Genomic DNA, 18,985 nt, shown 5'->3' with positions numbered 1-18,985 from the left:
ACGAATGTTAAGAAAGATCCGGGTAATGGATAGCGCTTTAGCGAGGGGATGAAAAGCGACTCAACAGGATTTACCCTGTCGTATCCTGACTACAAAAAACTTATTTACAAGGCATTTCTGATTAGTTAGGATAAAAAAGCATCCACAAATATGGTGAAAAACCCAAAAGATGTTTTCCTTAAGTAGCCACACAGCTAGATTTATTTTTAGCCGAGGTGGGTAGGGCATTTTGACTGTGCCACAACGATATTATTTATTCAAATTTTTAAATAAATAATATCGTAAACTTTGCGTAGCGTGTCTTCAGACCGCGTAGCAACATCAGTTTAGAATCCCCTGTGATTCTATCCAGGGGAGAAGTCAACAACAACGCTTATCTTAGTCGTTCAGCAGCCCTGATATTTCTACCTTTATGCAATTTGGCTCAAATCAAACAGTATTTTGCCCGAATCCTCCCTTTGGTAGTAGAATGACAATGTTAAGTTTTATATCCTATAGCGTTGGGATATAAAACCCATACAGATAACACCTGTCGTTTCCTAAGTTTCGCTCAACAGTTTTAAACCGGAAAACAGTCAAGAGAGGATTTCACAAAATGGCATTTACACAACCCCCCTTACCTTACGACTTTAACGCTCTCGAGCCCTATGGCATGAAGGGAGAAACATTCGAGTACCACTATGGCAAACATCATGCAGCCTATGTGACTAACTTGAATAAGCTAACTGACGGTACAGAACTGGCTGACAAGTCTTTGGAAGAGGTCATCCAAATTGCCTTTAAAGACTCCTCTAAGGTGGGAATCTTCAACAATGCTGCTCAAGTTTGGAATCACACCTTTTTCTGGAATTGCTTAAAGCCCGCAGGTGGTGGCGCACCCACTGGCGACCTAGCAGCCAAAATTAATCAGGATTTTGGTAGCTTTGACAAATTTAAAGAAGAATTTTCTAACGCTGCAGCAACTCAATTTGGTAGCGGTTGGGCTTGGTTAGTGGATGATGCTGGTACTCTCAAGGTCATGAAAACACCAAATGCAGAGAACCCCTTAGCCCATGGGAAAAAAGCGCTCCTCACTTTAGATGTTTGGGAACACGCCTACTACATTGACTATAAAAATGCGCGTCCTGCTTTCATCAAGAATTTCTTAGACCAATTAGTCAATTGGGAGTTTGCGGCTGCAAATTACGCTCAAGGCTGATAATTTCTCAGTCTGACTGTGAGTTTCATCCTGGTTGATTCTCAAAAGTAAAAATCAGTTAATTCAAATTACTCAGTCACGATCACTATCGTGGCTGTTTTTACTCAGGACAGTAATATCTATATTTTCTACAGGTGCTTGGTAGACACAAACACAATTGATTTGGGAATTGGAATGGCGACTAAAATCGCCAAGGGCTAACCGCCATTTCTAGAGCTTGGACTTGCTGGCGGTTGAATTATTGTTCAATTGCAATTCTCGGCGATCGCCCGGGGTGAGTTCCATCACCTGGGTAGACAAATTGTACTGCTGTAGTAGGCAATTAAATTCTGCCACGCTTCCTTGAGCTTTCAAGAATTTTGTCAGCACACCTTCCAAAACCACATCTCCACCCGCAGCCGTGGGAAGCATAATTTGAGGTTTTAACCATTGTGCAACTTCCAATGCACTCTTTCTACCTTTAATAACTGGCACGCCCAAAGGCAATGTGATATCTATTATCGGGGTAATTATTACGTCAACCGGTGCAAATTGTTTAATTTCCGGGGAATGAGACCCATGAGGCTCATAATAAATTGTTAACCCACTAGTTAATTCTTTAATCAGATAACCATTTTCTACCAGATTATAACCTACTACCGAGCCGGGAACAGCTGTGATTTCCACTTGTTGATTCAAGTTGAAACTTTCCCCATGCTTCAGGGATGTTACGTAATTGTAGCCCAACTCACGTGATAATTTTGCGGCATTGGCAGAACCCACCACCTTAATTTCATGATCTAGTTGTTTAAGAGTCGGTGGATGAGCGTGGTCTTCTAAACCTTGAGACAGCAAAATCAAATCAATATTTTGTGGTATTGGGCGTTCTTTTGTCCGAGAACCTTTGAAAAACCAATCTAAATTTCCAAAAGTTAAAGAACCAACCAGCCAAGGATCAAGTAGTATCCGTTGGTTACCGATTTCCAGCAACCAACTATTGCTGTCTAACCAAGTTAGGTACATAGTCAAATTAAAAATAATACTTACCCTATTATGGATGAGTTCACCGCAATTGTGCTACCATCTCCTGGGGATTCCAGTAAGCCCGAGTTGTTTGAATCTTACCAGCTGAGTTGATTTCAAAAATCGTAATTCCTGCAAAGACAACTGGCTTACCTGTCTTACTCACACCTTCCATTGTCCATTTTACCGCCGCTTCATTACCAGCCACAAAGATATGCTCTGTTTTTGGCTCCAATTTCTGAAAAAATGCTTGTAATTGCCCGATAAACTCGCGATATCCCTCATGTACTTTTGCTGGTGGTGCACCAACTGGGTCATAACTCATAGCATCTTCTGCAAAGTTATTCACCCACCCATCTGGATTCATAGCGGCAATATTTGCAAAGTAGGCAGATACAATTTTTTCAATGGTTTGTGGCGACATGATGGGAGTTGATGAATGATAGACTAAAAATATATTTTGATTTTACAGTAAATTCACGGGAAAATACTCAAAGGCGGATGGTTTACGTTAGGGTTACATTGACTTCTCCCTTGGTTGAAACACAAGGGATTCTAAACTGATGTCGCTACGCGGTCTGAAGACACGCTACGCAACGTTTACGATATGATTTATTTAACCTAATAAACAAGTCATATCGTTGTGGCACAGTCAAAGATGCCCTACCCACCTCGGCTAAACATAAACCTAGCTGTGTGGTTACTTTTCTTAAAATATTTGCTGCAGCTTGAGCATCTGCGGAGGTTAATAATCCTTTGGCAGATTGGTATAATCCACGTTTTACCCTTTTACCTGACGGTTTCCATCCTGCGGGTTTTTCACCATGCGTGTAGAGGCTATCGTCATCCAGGTAAGACGCTTTTGATGTATACGCTTCTTCCGTTAATGTCACAATAATTCCATATTCATTAGCCAATTCCTTTAATCTTTGAATCAATCTCCCTGTGGGGATGGGGACAAAGTTTTGATTGTTTGCCTTACCTAAATTAGCATTAACTTTTTGTCCTTGATTCCATCCAATAACTATATTTCCTATCTGGTCATTCAGGCATCTGTTAACAATGAATCTAGCTGCTTTGTTAATGGCATCTCGCATCTGGTTATTGCGTTTGCGTTGAATGCGGTCAAGGTTAGCATCCCAATAAAAATCAGACTTACCTTGCTTATATTTAGCAACTAGACGGCAATAACCTTGATTCATTGATTTGAGTTTCTTACCATCAATGATTAAACTTTTGCCAAGAGTAGAAACACCTGTTAACCAATTAGTCCCTCCGTGGTCAAATCCCCATGCTTGGGAGTAATCAAGATGTGGGTTGTTTTCAATTGGTTGCTTACCATCATCAATTACCCAGTCAATCCAGAAAAGACCATAATAAGGACGAACTGTTACTTCCTTTACCCAATCGGAATCAATAAAATCAGGCAAGGTTAGTTTGATATCTGTGATTAATTCTGGTTTGGTTTCTTTACTTATTGATGGCTTGAAATAACCATCTTTAAAAGTAAGTGCTTGTCTTGGGAATGTTACTGCCGCTAATCCTCCTTTTTTACGATACTTAGGTAATGAGGGTCTATCAAGCTCCCCGTTGTAATAAGCTTTAACCAATCCGTTGTAACTGGTTATTGCTTCACCAACTAGTTTTAAGGTTTGTTGTGCTGCTTGTGCGGCTAAACCTTTGTAATGGGGATTATCTTTAAGAGTTTTATCTAATTCCGGGTAAGTTGTTTGGCAATAATAAGTTTTCCATCCACTACGCAATTCGTCGCCAGACCAATAAGTTGTCAAAGCATTATCCATGCTTTCCAGTCGTGCGTAATGACTTTGACGAGTATAGTAAATCGCACAATTTATTAAGCTATTCGAGTGTTGGCATTGGTCAACCCAAAAAGCTTTTTCTTCATCAGTGAATTTAGCTCTGATTGGAATTGTTCTGTACAATCTTTACTCACCTCCTAAACAGGAGGATAGTTGAAACAACGCTCAAAGTCAACAGCACATAATGGCTAAGTTATCAAAAGAAGATTATGAGTACAGATGAACCGAAAACTCTGTATCATCAATCAACTACCACTTTGTTTTTGTACCAAAGCGTAGAAGACCAGTATTAATTAAAGATGTTGCTACACGATTACAAGAAATTATTTTTGACTTAGTTACTGAACATGGATGGAAATTAATTGGACTTGAAGTTCAACCAGACCATGTTCACTTTTTTATTAATGCGCCGACCCATGAATCCCCAGCAGATATCGCTAGATGGGTTAAAGGTAGAGCATCAAATTACTTAAGAAAAGAATTTCCACAATTAAAAAAGCTACCTTCTTTGTGGACGCCAACCTACTTTGTTGCGACAACTGGACAAGTAAGCACTGAGGTAGTTAAAAAATATATTGAAAACCAGCGTGGGAAATGAGCAAACGGGGGGATAAATCCCCTTGAGTCGGGTTTCATCACCCTCGCTGAAGCGGAGGGGTTCTCACCCTCCCACTATATTTTCGATAGAATATGACAGGTAGTTTCCCATAAAAACGGTGAAAAAATCGGTTATTGCCAAAATACTCATTCCATCCTTAACTTGCTTAACTGTATTTGTCCCCAGTCCAGCACCCGCCCAATTGTTACCACAACCCTGGGTTTCCGTGGGTGGAAAGGATGGAGAAGTCACCTATGCTGCTGGTGTGAGAGTTTTAGATTTTGGTTTTGAGATCGGTAGAGGTCCCGAAGGTGCTACTGGAGGGGATGTTTTAAAATTCTTCAGTTTACCAGTGATTTCACCTTATGTCGGACTTGGCTGGTATTCAGAAGACCAAGGTGTTGCTGTTTCTGGCGGTGTCCAAATAGGTGCTACCGATAATATTTTTATCGGTGCAGGTTACAATTCTGTGCGAGGATTTAATGGACAATTAGGAATCAAATTTTAAATGACTCTCAGATCCCAAAACTTAAATATTTAAGTTTTGGGTTTAATCCTTCCGCTGTTGATAATCATCAGAAGACATTGGATCTAATTCCCAGCGAGAATCATCACGCCGCTCTAAAATCTCTTCAGTATGGAGAAAATCACGGTCATTCATCGGTAATCCTACTGCCTGCCCTAAGTCATCAGTTACACTTTGATCAGGAGTAGGGGCAGTACCACCTACAGCTTCATCTCCTACCGTATCTTGTTGTTGCCAATAAGCATCAACATCACCGCCAGTAATTTCCGGACTTGTGTGTGTATACTGACGTTTTCTTTGTCTGAGCGATCGCCCGCCAATATTATACCCCGGCAAATCCTTAACACCAGTGCCGTAAGATTCGGTAATTTCTGCTGTTAAATCATCAGAATTGACTTCTTGATTATGATTATTTTCTACCATAAATAATATTAATTGCATTTACCGATTCATCATAACCCTGCCACATGGAAAGATGGTATCACCAAGGTTATATTACTTTAGTCATAAAAAATATATCCCCTGAGTACGAAGATAAAATAGTTATTAGACTATAAATTTAGTAAATAAGTCTAAATTAAAATTAGCTGACTTTGTAAGAGTGAAATCCATATATTAGGAATTCAGTTTGATTGATCAACTTATTCCTTGATGCGGGAAACGGGGCAAGAATGCTAGATGTGTAGGTAATAGGTAATCTGTTCAACACTCAAATAGGAGTCCTATATTTAGAAGTTAGCAGATAAATCAATAGTCTCCTGTTAATTACAAATAACAATAAAAAGAGGTATAAAATGGAATATAAAGAGTTTATTACACACGTACAAAGCCTAGCTCAATCAAATTCTCGTGAAGAGGCGGAACGTGCCACCCGTGCTACCTTAGAAACCCTCACACAGCGTATCCCTACCCACGAAGTCAAAGAAATAGCAGCGGAATTACCACAAGAACTAGGTCAGTCTTTGCAAGGGCGAGAAGGAGAAATTAGTGAACCTTTCAAGCTGCAAGAATTCATTAGTCGTGTGAGTCAAAAAGAAAATATAGAACCCACAACCACCGCCATTCATGTTCGGGCTGTATTTGCAGTCTTGCAAAACGCCATTAAGCCCGAGAAATTCAGCAGATTTCATAATTATTTCGACCATGACTATGAAGAACTCTTCACCACATCGCCAACAAGTTAAATACCCGCAATTAAGAATCGTAGTTAGTGAAATTATCACCATAGGGAAAAATCATGACCAACCAGAACAATCATTCCCGGAAGAAAAAAGTTGCCATCCTTATAGAACATGGATTTGAGGATATAGAATTTACTATCCCTTGTAATGGACTCAAACAAGCCGGGATGGAGATAGTCGTCCTCGGTTCACGCATGAACGAAAGATATAAAGGTAAACGAGGTAAAGTTTCAGTTCAGCCCCACGGGACGACAACAGAAGCCATAGCTGCGCAATTTGACGCAGTGGTAATTCCCGGTGGTATGGCTCCCGATAAAATGCGACGCAACCCCAACACAGTCCGCTTTGTACAAGAGGCTATGGAACAGGGAAAATGGGTAGCTGCTGTATGTCACGGCCCACAAGTTTTAATTGAAGGTGATTTGCTCAAAGGTAAAAAAGCCACAGGCTTTAATGCTATCCGCAAAGACATGATTAATGCAGGTGCAAATTATCTAGATGAGCCTTTGGTGGTAGACAGGAATTTAATTACCTCACGTGAACCAGGAGACTTAGCGATTTTCACCACAGCATTGCTCAGTCGTCTAGGCTACGGTGGTAAAGATGCAGCACTTCCAGAGGAGAAAGATACCAGCGCCGAGTGGTGGAAACTAGCTGATGCTTGGGGTGGTTCTACCAAAGGTGAAATTACCAGAGGTTTGAATACGGCTCTGAGTGGCGAGCGTTATTCAATGGAAGCCTTAGAACAGTACACCCAAAAAGAATCAGATAGCCAAGGGCGATCGCTCTTTCAAGAGATGATTAGTAATAGACATAGCCACATTCAGAAATTGGAAAGCTATCTCGACAGACTCGGTGAAAAACCTTCCATAGTGGCAAATATCGCCAATCAATACGCCAAAGTCAAAAGTACCTTTACTGGTAGCGATGACATCTATCAGTTACGTTGCGCCCTAGGAGATGTACAAACCGGTCTTGGGGATATTAGCAATTTGTCTGCAATGTATACTGACCCCGTAGCAACCACGATATTTAAGGAAATTTACCACGATTTACTCAAATACGAGCAGCGATTAGCACAGCTATATCGGGAACGCATAGGTACTGAAATTCAGCCTCCCAAGCCCACCACAGGTGCGGCTCTTTGACACTCCCCACGGCTAGAAGCCGGGGGATTCTTGCTTCACGGGGATTCCAATGAATTTACCCGCGCTAACGCGCCGCTCCGCTAACTGCAAGCATCGTAGATATGCAACTTTGAAGAAATAGAGTTGCAGCGGGGTAAGTCAATTTACAATCTTTATCCGCTCGTTATTCCCCGCCACTCTGGTGCCTCATCATCAACAACCCCATCTTCTCCCCTGGGTAGAGGCTACCCTTGGTTAATAAACACAATAGTCATCCCATCACAGAGTATTTTTATGAAACCCTTCTTTTCTTGGTTACAAAATATGCTTCTGCGCCAGATTGTCATACTCTTTGTCGCAGGTTTTGCATTTTTCTCATTTCAGATGTTCAACTACGGTAATCATATCCTGTTAGCCAAAGCTGACACAGTAAAAACTCCTGAAGGCATTTATTACAAAGGTACACCTAACAATAAAGCCTTCAAGGGAGAAGAGCAACTTGATAATACCCAGAAGCAACTCAAAAAAACTGCTGAAAAAGTTAGAGAAAAACTTAACCTAGATGAACCAACACCTCAAGCCACAAAAGAATTTTTAGATTCAGCACAAAAGCAAGTAGAAAAAACAGTGGAGCCAATTACTCGCACTCGACATGGATACTACCAAGAAAATAAACCAGAAGTCAACAGAAGATAAAGTACCTGTATCAAAGTTGAACTCCAAAAATAAGCTGGTTAATGAAATATGACTGATACAAGTGTTAAAAAAGTAGATTCTAACCATTCCCCCAAAGGTAAACTCGGTCAGAAATATTTAGCCTCTGGGAAATCAATTTCTATGCGTCTTTGGGAAGACGAACAACCAAACACAGACAAACAGCCTACATCCCGCGACTATGAAACAGTTGGCTATACCATCAAAGGTCGGGCGGAATTGCACATAGAAGGACAAGTGATCTTATTAGAACCTGGGAGTTCCTGGGTAGTTCCAAAGGGAGCAAATCACAGCTACAAAATTCTCGAACCATTTACCGCAGTTGAAGCAACTAGTCCACCTGCTCAAATTCATGGACGAGATGAAAGTTAAATCTTTTCTGCTATTCCCTTGAGAGAAGCAAAATGCTTACCACCTAACTCAATTTGTCCCTGCTCACATCCCGTTTTCAACCTTTCCACAAGGTACTCCAAATCATTAGCAATAAAATTGGTTCCATGATCTGGCTCTACTAGGCTAACCAAAGATATATTTCTCTTCCCTTGATTTGCTAAACTAGAAATGCCCAAAAAATTGAATACCCCCGATTCATAAGTACCACAAGGTACAGAAGGGTTATCTACTCCTACACAGTATTCATTCGGTTTAAACCAGTCAAATGCCGGATAACCATGAAAATGCACAATTGCAGCACCATTTTTAATTAAATCAGGTGCATATAAAGCCGCCGACAAACTAATAGCCACCATCACGTAGATATCATAAGAAGGTTTGATATCTACTTGGTTTGTCTGCATACCTTGGGGTAATTCCAGATGTAATTTTTCTTTCAAACCCACTCTAATGATATCACTGGCAATATTCAAGTTAGTTTTATTTGATCCGGAACGAGCACTAACCAGCCAAATATCGGGAATTTGCTGAAATACATCTAGTCCTTGTATTGTAGTTTTCAGATAACGTCTACCTTGTGTATTTTGTCGCAGTTCATGACTACTAAATCCCTCACAAGGTAATAGTTTTTCCCATTCATATATATTTATTTCCTTCGCACCAAAGTATTGAGGTGGTTCAGCATAAGCCACAAAACCATAAGAAACACCTGTTCTCCCATTCACAATTACATTGACAATATCTCGGTGAGATTTCCTTTTAATCACTTCCTTGATTTTAAACCCAGCAGGAAATAAACCTGTTGGTGCTAACTCTTGACCCAACTTAACTAAACTCTTAGCATAGCTAGATTTTTCTGGTTCATACTCTCCTATTTCAAATCTATTCAACAAAAGGGGAGAGATTGGGACAAAAACCTTGGGTATTAGTGATTTTAAAACGAATTCAGATAGTTTATTTTTTGGGAAAATAGAGTCAGAAAGATTCATATTTAAAATAGAAATCTTATCAACACCCACTCCAATCACAATTTCCGCAAAAGTTCTGACTAAAGTATTTAAACCAACCTTGATTTTTTGATCATATGGTATTTGCGGGTTAATAAACTTTTCATCAATATCAGTGATAATTATTACTTGGGTATTGGTTGGATCCTCGACATATTTAGCTGCATGGTCTTCAGCCCAACTACTAATTTTAGCAATATTTACTACCGAAACATCGCGATGTTTTAAGACAAAACTAGAATAAAAACTGTACCAATTTTCGGCGGCACAAATCGCCAATTTTTTCAATGTAGAGGGAGGATTTTCAACATCAATCACAGCATTGATTTCAGCCCTTACTCCCCTCAACTTAAATATCTTTTTTTGGTTAATGATTGGCAATACCATATCATAAGTAAAGTCTGTAGTAGCTTCCTCCCAAGGAATAATTTTTACACCATATTCCCTGAGATAATTTTCCAATTCTTGGCGGAATTGCACAAGTTTTGCATTTTTATAGTTATGAGGTAAAGGTTTAAATGTCACCTTTAACTGTTCAGCCATCTTTTTAGGGTCAATGGTGGGTGGCGTATATTCCCCATTCGTATGACCACCAAATCCCCCAATTAAACGTCCAATAGTTGACAAGTTTAACCCCTGAATAACAGGCGTCACCGGATTTTTAGTTATATCTCTCTCACGCATAAAAGCCAAAATCTCTGTTTTGCAAGCCATGAGATTAGCCTGAATTTCTGGGGTAATTATACCCTTGGGAGAACGAATCCTGAGTTCATTATTATCAGCCCAAATATGAACACCTTTTTCAGTGAGTTGGGTAATAATTTCTGATGCTTTCATAGTGGCAATTTTTTCCAATTATGACAAAGTATGTACAATTTTTTACAGGCAATGATTATCATCGATTAACATGATTTTATTCCTATCAAATCTTCTACAGATTAATTATTTTCAAGAAAGAATTGGAGTTTTATCTAATACTTGTGTAAGTCCAATTAAATATGAAATATCTCCGAATCAGAACTTTCTAAGTCTTCCGCTACACGTTCAGCCAGTGATGCAATAGTGGGGTAATACCACAACAACAGAGGAGACAGCTTAAATCCCAGTAATTTCTCTGCTTTATTTGCCAAAATAACAGCCTGGGCTGAGTCCAAACCGTAGCTATCTAAAGGTTCTTTAACATCTATTTCCTCAGGTTGAATACTCAATTGTTCAGCAATTTGAGATACTAGCCAAGCTTCAATGGTTTTGGCAGTATAGGATTCTCTACCAATAGAATTAGGAGTAAAACCGTTCATTTTTTCCTCGCGATAAATACTCAATAGATACTAATGACATGAATCAAAAAAAGTCATACATTATTAATCTAAAAATAGTCAAAAAAATTCAGATACCGCCATTATTCAGGAGAAATTATCAACTACTCTCTGAATAAAAATAGGAATTTTCCAATTTAGACAATCATTAATCTATCCTCAATATTAAACTGGCATACGTGGATAAGATACAGCATACAATTATTTACAATCTCTTCCATATTATCCCGGCTAATTGAAGGCTCAGAAAACACGAAATTCAACAGCATTTTACCTCTAAAAGTCGCCGTATGGCTCATGAACATACCTGTGTACAAAGACTGGGAGCTAGCAAAACTAATTTCTTCTAATTCAAATTTACCGTAAACTTCAGGTATGTTCACCTGACCAATATTTGATAGTAACACCGTACCAACTAATTTCTGAGGGTAGGTAAAACAAAAGTTGATCATATGCTGTGCTACTAAGATAGTTTTAAAGATATCGCCCCTCTTAATACTAGTTTCAACAGTTTGCTTGACCTCCCTTGCTAATTCCCAGAAGGACTTGTTGGCTTCTAGGGTATGAAAGCCTATAATATTTGAGACCAACACAGCCATATGATGATTACTAATTTTATTTTCCAAACGTTTTCTCAAATCAACAGCTAATAGAGAATTCATACAAATTTTCTTTCCACTAACTGTCTCCATTTTACTGGCAACAGCCAACATCATTGCAGCACATAAAGCACTGTTTACTGTTGTTTTTTCTTGGCGACAGCAATTAACTAACTGTTGGGTTATATGTGGTTCAAGCTCTCTATGAATAATATTAGAATAACGCTGCTCAATCGGTACATATTTTTCATAACCTAATGTTTTTGGATTAAAAAAAAGTTTTTTAAGTCCTAATCGCAACAAAAACAACATACTAGATATTTTACCTTTTAACCCTTTTGTTTGCGGGGGTAATAGTTCCTCTATCGGTGGAAGTGGAAATAAGCTATGAACGGGATGAATGGAGTCGCCGGATACAATTTTCTGACAATAAGTCAAAATTTCGGAATGAAGTTGGACAGATGATAACCCATCCCCTACTGCATGATGTACCGTGGTCATCAGATATACACTGCTCTGACTCTCGATGTGAACCAGCACCGCTCGGAGCAGACATTTACTACTGTCAATTTCCATGTTCATCTCTTCACGAACAATTTCTTCCCATTGTTCATCATCAAAATTTCTAATAACACGCAAAGGAATCTGTGTTGTTCCTTCAGTTTGAAAATAAAGACTGTCCTTATAATAGACAATCCTGGAATTAAGTCGAGGGTGGCGATGCTGAATCATATCTAGAGCGGGTCTGAGGATTTCTGCACTCAGAAATCCTTTGATGCGGCTAATAGTAACTATATTCCAGGTCTTAGCACGTCTATTGACTTGTTCCATAACCTGCTCAGTTCTTCCCAACTTTCGGTTGTCACTCATTTTTTTATAAGGGTTGAAATTTAGGGTTTTTGACTGTTTGCTCAGTAGTCAGATAAATCCAGATTAACGTTTAGTTAAACTTGGTACAAACTTTAACTCAGACACATAAATAATGTCCGAGATCAATTCATTTACAAGAGTCTCCATATTCTGGCGACTAATTGCAGGTTCAGAAAATACAAAATTCAAGAGCATCTTTCCTTCAAAAGTTGAAGCATGAGTAATAAACATACCTGCATATAAAGCATGAGAACCAAGAAAACTGATTTCTTCTAGTTCAAATTCACCATAAAGTTTGGGAATATTGACTCTACCAGCATTAGATAGGGATACTGTGGCGGCTACTTGCTTCGGGTAGGTTAAAGAATAATTTATGAGATGCTTGGCAATTAATATCATTTTAAAGATATCATTGCGCTTTGTACTAGCTTCCAACTTTTGTTTTACTTCACGCGCTAATTCCCAGAAACATGTATCGGTCTGTATGGTATAAAATTCCATAATAGATGAAGCTAACACAGCCATGTCCTGATCACTAATTTTTGGTTCTAAATGTCTGCGCACATCAAAATAAGATAAGCAGTTTACTCTGATGTTTTTTGTTCTATTTCTAGTGATTTTCTTGGCAATTATTAGCATCATCAACGCACATAAAGCGCTATTAACTGTGATGTTTGCTTGCCGACAATTATTAACTAACTGTTGAGTTAACTGTTGATCAAGTTGCCTATGAATAATATTACAACGACGTTGGGCAATGGGGACATATTTATCAAACCCTAATGTTTGTGGTCGATGCCAAATTTTTTGTACACCCAATTTCAATAACAACAGTGTACTGCTAATTTTACCTGTTAACTTCTGTGTCCATCTGGGTAGCAGTGCTTCTATAGGTTGTAGTGGTTGTAAACTAGTAAGGTAAATGAGCTTTCCAGAAACAATTTGCTGACAATAAGTCAAGATTTCTGAATGTAGACCCATGGATGATAAACCATCCGCAACAGCATGATGTAATGTTGTGATCAGATAATTGTCATAGCTGTGGCTCTGGATATGAACCAGTACGGATCGCATCAAACACTCACAGCTATCAATTTCCTGGTTCATTTCTTCTTCAACAACCTCTGTCCATTGCTCATGAGCCAATTTTTCTACAACACGCAAAGGAATTTTTGCCGTTCCTTCGGTTTGAAAGTGCAGAGTATTTCTCACACTAACAATGTGGGAATTAAGTCGGGGGTGACGGTCTTGAATCATATCTAACGCCTCTCTTATAATTCCCTCCCTGAGAGGCCCTTTGATGCGGCTAATAGTGACTATGTTCCAGGTTTTAGCACGCCTATTTAGGTTTTCCATGGCCTGCTCAAGACATCCCAGTTTTCTATTATTAATCATTTTTTCTAGAGTTTTCCGATCAGCAATCCTTAAAGCTGACTATAAATAACTGGGTGATATTGAGTATAAGAGTCGGGGATTTGCAATCCTTGAACCTTGAGGTTTTGTAATCTGTATAAAAATGCTGCTCCTATCATCATATGATGGGCAACATCCACTACTTTGCGGTTATTTAAATCCTCTAAGTAAGACCCTTTTACCCAGTTATTGAAACTGCCCATGGATGGACCACACCAGATTTGATAATCAATTTCTCGACCCTTCTCACCAGAGTTAGACCAACGAGAAGACAATCCTAGATACCAGCGAAAAATTAGAGCCATTTTCAGCTTGGGATTGTTGGCGGCTTTATACAGTTTTTCCGGATTACGTTCAGATAAATAATTAACTGTTTCTTGCCAAATGCTATCTAAACTATTTCTGAAGATTTGCTTTTCTATTTTCTCTCTTTCAGTCAAAGGTATTTCTTCGATTGAATCATAATTTTTGTATAACTCAAAAAGTTTTTGTGCTCGCAGAGGAAATAGGGTTCCTCTTTTGAGAACTTGTAATTTTACTCCCATTTCAAACATATCTGCTGCTGGAGCCATCATTACATCAGCCATATCTGCCTGAGCTAGTAATTGTTTAGTATATTGAGAAGTTCCAGCTTCAACACAGGATTGGTTAATGGAACCAGTAACAACATAAGCAGCACCCATCATAAAAGCGGCTAATACTGATTGTGGAGTGGCAATTCCTCCAGCTACTCCGATTCTCACTGGTCTTTCATAACCATATTGGCCTTGAATTTGATCTCTTAATTCCAGCATGGATGGTAACAGACAAACTAAAGGACGATTATCTGTGTGTCCGCCAGAATCTGCTTCCACAGTAATATCATCAGCCATGGGAATTTTTGCAGCTAGAGTTGCTTGTAATTCACTGATTAGACCTTGCTGTAGTAATTTTTTGAGAATTTTTACAGGAGCAGGTTCTAAGAATTTTCTGGCGACTTCTGGGCGAGAAACTTTGGCAATGACTTTATTTTTGATTTCGATTTGATTAGCTGCATTTAACCCTAGTCCTGCAACCCGGTAGTAGACAATGTTTTCACTTAAATCTAAAAACGCAGATGCTTCTATTGTTCTAACTTGATGTTTCAAATACAAATCAATGATACCCCGTTCAATGGAAGGTTCACTGGGACTATGAAGTAAGTTAAAAGCGTAAGGACCTTGGGGTAGGGCTTCCTGAATACGCTTGATGGCTGCTTCCACACGGTCAGGAGATAAACCTCCAGCACCAAATGAACTTAAAATTTTCTCCTTACCAAGGGCTATTACTAATTCTTCAGATGCAATACCATGAGCCATGGAACCCGTGGTATAGGCATATTTAACATTATGGAAATCTATAAAATTGGGATCGCCTAACTGTTGAATCTGCACGCTTGGAACAGACATTAACAGTTCTTGTCCGGTTTTGCCATTCGGGGAATGAAGTAATTCTCCCTCATTAGTGACGCCAATTTTATCTTCAACTCTGATAATAAAACAAGGTTTTACTAAATTAATTAGTTTAGCTTTTATACCATTTCCATCAAATGATATTGTGTTGATATCACCATGCCATGCTTGATGTTTACTGACAAAAAAAATCGATGTATTGAGAAGTGAATTGACTCGTTTATTGTTGAATAATTTATTGGTAAGCATCAGATTTAATGGGTTATATGTTGGCGGTATTTTCAGAAATTATAGCCTAAATTCCTCTTTAATTGAGGGGGTATGTAGCAGAGCTATTTAATCTTTTGGAAAAATATTTGAGTGCATTAATCACTTGATTGGTTAAATAATGTTCGGTATAAGTTTAATTGTTGGTCAATTATGGTGCTAATTTGATGTAGTGATACCTGTCGTATTTCTAATAAAGCTTTGTGGTTTTGTGCCATATTAAAAGCATTATTCATCAGATTTTCATACTGAGAATTGCGTAAATTAGCTAGCTGTTTTTTATCAACTGCTATCTCAGGGTTACGGTTATTTTTTAACAATGCTTTGTCATTTTTTTCTTCGGCAATAAAAATGTTATCTTCTTGAGGTAAAACAGTATCATTGACTTCAACACTATGGGATAGCGAGGCGCTGCTGCCAACAGAGACCTTGGGTGGTAAACTTATACTCTGCTCTAACAAGTCGGTGCTGGCTCGATCGCGCAACAATACACTAGAAGTTTGATGGTTATTGGCGATTAACTTACTCATAACTCTCGGTTCCTCAGTTAAGATTGAATTTTTGTGCATAGAATATCTGGGTTGGGATTGACTAAACTCCAGTAATTCATACTGCTGACTGGGAGGACTAATGGGTAGAGTATAATATTTTTCTGGTAATATTTCTGGCTGGTTATTCCGCATAAATCTGTTATCAGTGGTATGATTAGCTAATGTGATAGTTTCCTCTACTATTTGATTTTTCTTGAAACTAGGGGAAGAGAGAGAATACAGTGGAGACAAATCCATGTCAACTCTATGACTCAATAGCTTTGCTAATACTCTGATAATAGAAATATGATCATCTGTACCTCTTCGATTTAGAGAAACTGTGAAGTGTTCTTTGTCCTGGAGTATTTTACTAATCCATCGTGAACAGTTACTACCTACTCCTACTTCAATAAAGATTTTAGATCCATCATTGTAGACGCGGTTAACTAAGCGAGGAAAATCAAGCTCTTGACAGAGACCTTTGGCAATGTTTTGACCAACAGCATTACTTTCGAGAGTAATGGGTTCATATTCGGCTGCGGAATAGAAAATAGTTTCCTTGACTTCTTGAATAGCTAAAGTGTTAATTCTGGCAATTTCATCATACTCAGAGCGCATTGGCTCACAATGAATCACGTGCTTAAGAGGAGTGAGATAAGCATTACATTTAAGGTGTTGAATCACTCTCTGACAGGCTTGTGGATCACCACCGATGATGACTTCTTCTGGGGTATTTATGAGAGTCAAATAAACACGATTTTCTGATTTAATAGCTTCCTTAACAAGAGATGGTGGACACAATAGAACATAGTTATTCCAGAGATTTTCGTCGTTGATATTATGCTTTTGAGATAATCCCCAATACTCCCGCACCGCATCTTTGCAACCCGCTAATCTGGTTTTAAACAAAGATGATGAGTTCAAGTTTTGACTACTTTGCTTAAAATTAGTCCAAATACCTTGAGCAAACATCATACTAGTTTCACCTAGACTATATCCAAATGCACTTTGGGGCTTAATTTGGAAATAATCCTTGAGAATTGCAGTTATGAATCCGGTAAAGTATACTTCAACTTCTAGTAAAGCAACTGGATCATCTATCAATTTTTGTTCGATAGTTTCTAATTCCCTTTTTGATAATTTTTTCAAGCTTCGGGGATAAAGCAATTTCTCTACATTAGCTGCCCGGTTGTAAATCCCTCTATTTACTAAATCATCATAAATTTGGGGAAAAACGCGGAAGAGGTAGCGGGCGATGCCAACATAAGCATTGAAGGAACCAGAGTAAACAAAAGCGATTTTATTGTCTTTGCCAAGTGGTTTGGCTGTGAAATAACTACCTACTGGTGTTTGCCAATCTTTGCCTGTTTCAAAGGCAATCTTTACACCCTGAAAAGAGCGCTCAATTTCTCGCATTAATTCATCTTGATTACGTCCGAGAATAGACAAGGTGTAAGTGGGGTGGTGATGCTTTTGAAAAGTTCTAAAAGTTTCTCTAGCAGCGGTAGCTAGGGAGGAGCAATTACTGATAATGTTTTGAAGAGTGGAAATCTGATCTAATAAACTGGCTTGGTCATCAGCGGCGATCGCAAACAAATAATAAGGAATTTGCCCTAAATACCTGTCATGTTCCTGTTGGCCTACTTCCTCTGATAAAATCAAATGTGCATAACTGCCATCTACCTCCATACCGTTGACAGCAGCTATTCTCTTAGTGGCTTCTGCTTCTAATAACCAGGGTTTAGATTCCGTGGCTACATAAAAGGGGCTATCTTGCCACATCTGTGGCAGTTTGGGACTAGACCACTGGGGAACTACAGGAATATAGCGGCGATAGAGACAAAGTGCAGTTTTAACTATACTGACCAGCCCGGACACCGCATAGGTATGTCCAACATTAGCTTGCGCACTACCCAGGGCACAACTCAAACTGGCTTCACAAGTCCCATAAGCCCGGAGCAAACCCTTAATTTCTGACTCATCTTGTGATGGAATACCACTACCCATAACCTCTAAATAGTTAATGTCCGTGGGTTTGATCTTTGCCAATGCAAAAGCCTCTTGACAAGCTTGGGTTATAGATTCCGCATCGATATGAGTAGGAATTGAGTTAATTGCAGATGTGGTATTTTCTACAATAGCAAGGGCATCAATTGCTGCATATATGCGGTTATGATCTCGTTTTGCAGTTTCGTGGAGCTTCAAAACAATGGCCGCTGCACCCTCACCTACCATCCAGCCATGAGAATTTTGGTCGTAACTGAGAGTATTAACCCCTGTATTGACTGGGGTGATTTGATTGCGCAGTAGAACACTCGCACTATCCCCCGCTAGCTCTACCGCACCGACTAAAACAGCATCTACTTCTTGATTAGCAAGTAGCTTTTGTGCCATTTTCAAGGCTGGGAAAACAGATTTTTGTTCAGCAGTAAATGTCAATGATGGACCAGTTAAGTTGCACTTGTGAGAAACATAATTAGCTAGTTGATTGTTAGTATCAGGAGATTTGATTACAGGACTTTCTGGGAGAACTAGTTTTGTGGCACTAACAATGAGGACTGCAACTCTTGACCCTGGATCTAGACCTGCATCTTGCAAAGCTTGATCTGCGACATGGATCATCAAAAGTTTTTGAGGATCAAATTCATCTACTCCTACTGACGGCAGTTGTCTATTTTGAATATATGCACCTAATGGTGCTTGACGATCATCAAAACCATATTTACTGAGTAGCTGTTTTTGGTTTGCTATTCCTTGCCATCGCTGTGCAGGGAGGGGAACAAAATGTTGCTCACCTTCATAAATAGTTTCTTCAAAACTATCTAAATTGTGGCAGTTACCACCCAAATAGCAATCCATACCTACAATCGCTATTTTAGGTATTTGATTTCGTGTTAATTCTTCCATCACCCGACTCCTAAAACTGTTATTTGACTGTGGGATTGCAGATATGTATAGGACTTACGCAAGATTGGACTAAAAACCTAGTTATGA

16 protein-coding genes and 1 pseudogene are annotated in these 18,985 nt (G+C 39.0%); 7 read left to right on the top strand and 10 right to left on the bottom strand.

What is annotated here, in order from left to right; genetic code table 11:
• Positions 1-595 precede the first annotated feature (595 nt).
• On the top strand, positions 596-1,198 hold the full coding sequence (locus IM676_RS14030; RefSeq protein ID WP_200987468.1) for a superoxide dismutase [Fe]: 603 nt from the start codon (positions 596-598) through the stop codon (positions 1,196-1,198).
• Between the two features lie 210 nt (positions 1,199-1,408).
• Here the strand turns inward: IM676_RS14030 and IM676_RS14025 are convergent, their stop codons facing one another.
• The 3 genes from IM676_RS14025 to IM676_RS14015 form a co-directional block, all read right to left on the bottom strand.
• Positions 1,409-2,200 (bottom strand): MBL fold metallo-hydrolase, encoded by a 792-nt coding sequence (locus tag IM676_RS14025; RefSeq protein WP_200987467.1) that lies wholly within the window; start codon positions 2,198-2,200, stop codon positions 1,409-1,411.
• 40 nt (positions 2,201-2,240) lie between these two features.
• Positions 2,241-2,624 (bottom strand): nuclear transport factor 2 family protein, encoded by a 384-nt coding sequence (locus tag IM676_RS14020; protein WP_200987466.1) that lies wholly within the window; start codon positions 2,622-2,624, stop codon positions 2,241-2,243.
• A 145-nt stretch (positions 2,625-2,769) separates the two neighbouring features.
• Positions 2,770-4,143 carry an RNA-guided endonuclease InsQ/TnpB family protein gene (locus IM676_RS14015; protein WP_200987465.1) on the bottom strand — a complete coding sequence of 458 codons (1,374 nt, stop codon included), beginning with the start codon at positions 4,141-4,143 and terminating at the stop codon, positions 2,770-2,772.
• 61 nt (positions 4,144-4,204) lie between these two features.
• Between IM676_RS14015 and tnpA the strand changes: the two are divergent.
• Together tnpA and IM676_RS14005 are read left to right on the top strand one after the other, a co-directional pair.
• Positions 4,205-4,618, top strand: a pseudogene (gene tnpA / locus IM676_RS14010) (IS200/IS605 family transposase).
• Between the two features lie 118 nt (positions 4,619-4,736).
• Positions 4,737-5,126, top strand: coding sequence for a hypothetical protein (locus IM676_RS14005; RefSeq protein WP_200987464.1), 390 nt, complete (start codon positions 4,737-4,739; stop codon positions 5,124-5,126).
• A 42-nt stretch (positions 5,127-5,168) separates the two neighbouring features.
• On the opposite strand, the gene IM676_RS14000 is transcribed toward IM676_RS14005, so the two are convergent.
• Positions 5,169-5,567: a DUF6335 family protein gene (locus IM676_RS14000; protein ID WP_200990216.1), complete on the bottom strand. Its 399-nt coding sequence runs from the start codon at positions 5,565-5,567 to the stop codon at positions 5,169-5,171.
• A gap of 371 nt (positions 5,568-5,938) precedes the next feature.
• On the opposite strand from IM676_RS14000, the gene IM676_RS13995 reads away from it, so the two are divergent.
• The 4 genes from IM676_RS13995 (at position 5,939) to IM676_RS13980 (ending at position 8,538) form a co-directional block, all read left to right on the top strand.
• Positions 5,939-6,328: a DUF2267 domain-containing protein gene (locus tag IM676_RS13995; protein ID WP_200987463.1), complete on the top strand. Its 390-nt coding sequence runs from the start codon at positions 5,939-5,941 to the stop codon at positions 6,326-6,328.
• Positions 6,329-6,381: 53 nt separating this feature from the next.
• Positions 6,382-7,473 (top strand): DJ-1/PfpI/YhbO family deglycase/protease, encoded by a 1,092-nt coding sequence (locus tag IM676_RS13990; protein ID WP_200987462.1) that lies wholly within the window; start codon positions 6,382-6,384, stop codon positions 7,471-7,473.
• 273 nt (positions 7,474-7,746) lie between these two features.
• On the top strand, positions 7,747-8,148 hold the full coding sequence (locus IM676_RS13985; RefSeq protein WP_200987461.1) for a YtxH domain-containing protein: 402 nt from the start codon (positions 7,747-7,749) through the stop codon (positions 8,146-8,148).
• A 48-nt stretch (positions 8,149-8,196) separates the two neighbouring features.
• A complete protein-coding gene (locus IM676_RS13980; RefSeq protein ID WP_200987460.1) occupies positions 8,197-8,538 on the top strand; it encodes a cupin domain-containing protein in 342 nt (113 codons plus the stop codon).
• Here IM676_RS13980 and IM676_RS13975 read toward each other — a convergent pair.
• The 6 genes from IM676_RS13975 to IM676_RS13950 form a co-directional block, all read right to left on the bottom strand.
• Positions 8,535-10,403, bottom strand: coding sequence for a TubC N-terminal docking domain-related protein (locus IM676_RS13975; RefSeq protein WP_200987459.1), 1,869 nt, complete (start codon positions 10,401-10,403; stop codon positions 8,535-8,537). The two genes, IM676_RS13980 and IM676_RS13975, sit on opposite strands and share 4 nt — an antisense overlap.
• Positions 10,404-10,558: 155 nt before the next feature.
• Positions 10,559-10,864, bottom strand: coding sequence for a phosphopantetheine-binding protein (locus IM676_RS13970; protein WP_200987458.1), 306 nt, complete (start codon positions 10,862-10,864; stop codon positions 10,559-10,561).
• Between the two features lie 155 nt (positions 10,865-11,019).
• Entirely contained in the window at positions 11,020-12,351 is a 1,332-nt protein-coding gene (locus tag IM676_RS13965; RefSeq protein WP_200987457.1) for a phthiocerol/phthiodiolone dimycocerosyl transferase family protein, read from the bottom strand.
• A 63-nt stretch (positions 12,352-12,414) separates the two neighbouring features.
• Entirely contained in the window at positions 12,415-13,746 is a 1,332-nt protein-coding gene (locus tag IM676_RS13960; protein ID WP_200987456.1) for a phthiocerol/phthiodiolone dimycocerosyl transferase family protein, read from the bottom strand.
• A 29-nt stretch (positions 13,747-13,775) separates the two neighbouring features.
• Positions 13,776-15,443, bottom strand: a complete 1,668-nt coding sequence (locus tag IM676_RS13955; protein ID WP_200987455.1) for a PfaD family polyunsaturated fatty acid/polyketide biosynthesis protein — start codon at positions 15,441-15,443, stop codon at positions 13,776-13,778.
• Between the two features lie 116 nt (positions 15,444-15,559).
• Positions 15,560-18,898, bottom strand: a complete 3,339-nt coding sequence (locus tag IM676_RS13950) for a PfaB family protein (RefSeq protein WP_200987454.1) — start codon at positions 18,896-18,898, stop codon at positions 15,560-15,562.
• Positions 18,899-18,985: the final 87 nt, after the last annotated feature.

This window comes from Anabaenopsis elenkinii CCIBt3563, from assembly GCF_015245355.1.
In the GTDB taxonomy this organism is placed as follows: Bacteria; Cyanobacteriota; Cyanobacteriia; order Cyanobacteriales; family Nostocaceae; genus Anabaenopsis; species Anabaenopsis elenkinii.
The sequence above is the reverse complement of the archived record's forward strand: the minus strand, read 5'-3'. Positions and strand labels throughout refer to the sequence as shown.

Excerpts from the sequence above, each read along its gene's own strand:
- IM676_RS13965 (WP_200987457.1), bottom strand. The coding sequence starts at position 12,351 with ATGAGTGACAACCGAAAGTTGGGAAGAACTGAGCAGGTTATGGAACAA.
- IM676_RS13995 (WP_200987463.1), top strand. The coding sequence starts at position 5,939 with ATGGAATATAAAGAGTTTATTACACACGTACAAAGCCTAGCTCAATCA.
- IM676_RS14020 (WP_200987466.1), bottom strand. The coding sequence starts at position 2,624 with ATGTCGCCACAAACCATTGAAAAAATTGTATCTGCCTACTTTGCAAAT.
- IM676_RS13980 (WP_200987460.1), top strand. The coding sequence starts at position 8,197 with ATGACTGATACAAGTGTTAAAAAAGTAGATTCTAACCATTCCCCCAAA.
- IM676_RS13960 (WP_200987456.1), bottom strand. The coding sequence starts at position 13,746 with ATGATTAATAATAGAAAACTGGGATGTCTTGAGCAGGCCATGGAAAAC.
- IM676_RS13950 (WP_200987454.1), bottom strand. The coding sequence starts at position 18,898 with ATGGAAGAATTAACACGAAATCAAATACCTAAAATAGCGATTGTAGGT.
- IM676_RS13975 (WP_200987459.1), bottom strand. The coding sequence starts at position 10,403 with ATGAAAGCATCAGAAATTATTACCCAACTCACTGAAAAAGGTGTTCAT.
- IM676_RS14025 (WP_200987467.1), bottom strand. The coding sequence starts at position 2,200 with ATGTACCTAACTTGGTTAGACAGCAATAGTTGGTTGCTGGAAATCGGT.
- IM676_RS14000 (WP_200990216.1), bottom strand. The coding sequence starts at position 5,567 with ATGGTAGAAAATAATCATAATCAAGAAGTCAATTCTGATGATTTAACA.
- IM676_RS13985 (WP_200987461.1), top strand. The coding sequence starts at position 7,747 with ATGAAACCCTTCTTTTCTTGGTTACAAAATATGCTTCTGCGCCAGATT.
- IM676_RS13990 (WP_200987462.1), top strand. The coding sequence starts at position 6,382 with ATGACCAACCAGAACAATCATTCCCGGAAGAAAAAAGTTGCCATCCTT.
- IM676_RS13955 (WP_200987455.1), bottom strand. The coding sequence starts at position 15,443 with ATGCTTACCAATAAATTATTCAACAATAAACGAGTCAATTCACTTCTC.
- IM676_RS14030 (WP_200987468.1), top strand. The coding sequence starts at position 596 with ATGGCATTTACACAACCCCCCTTACCTTACGACTTTAACGCTCTCGAG.
- IM676_RS13970 (WP_200987458.1), bottom strand. The coding sequence starts at position 10,864 with ATGAACGGTTTTACTCCTAATTCTATTGGTAGAGAATCCTATACTGCC.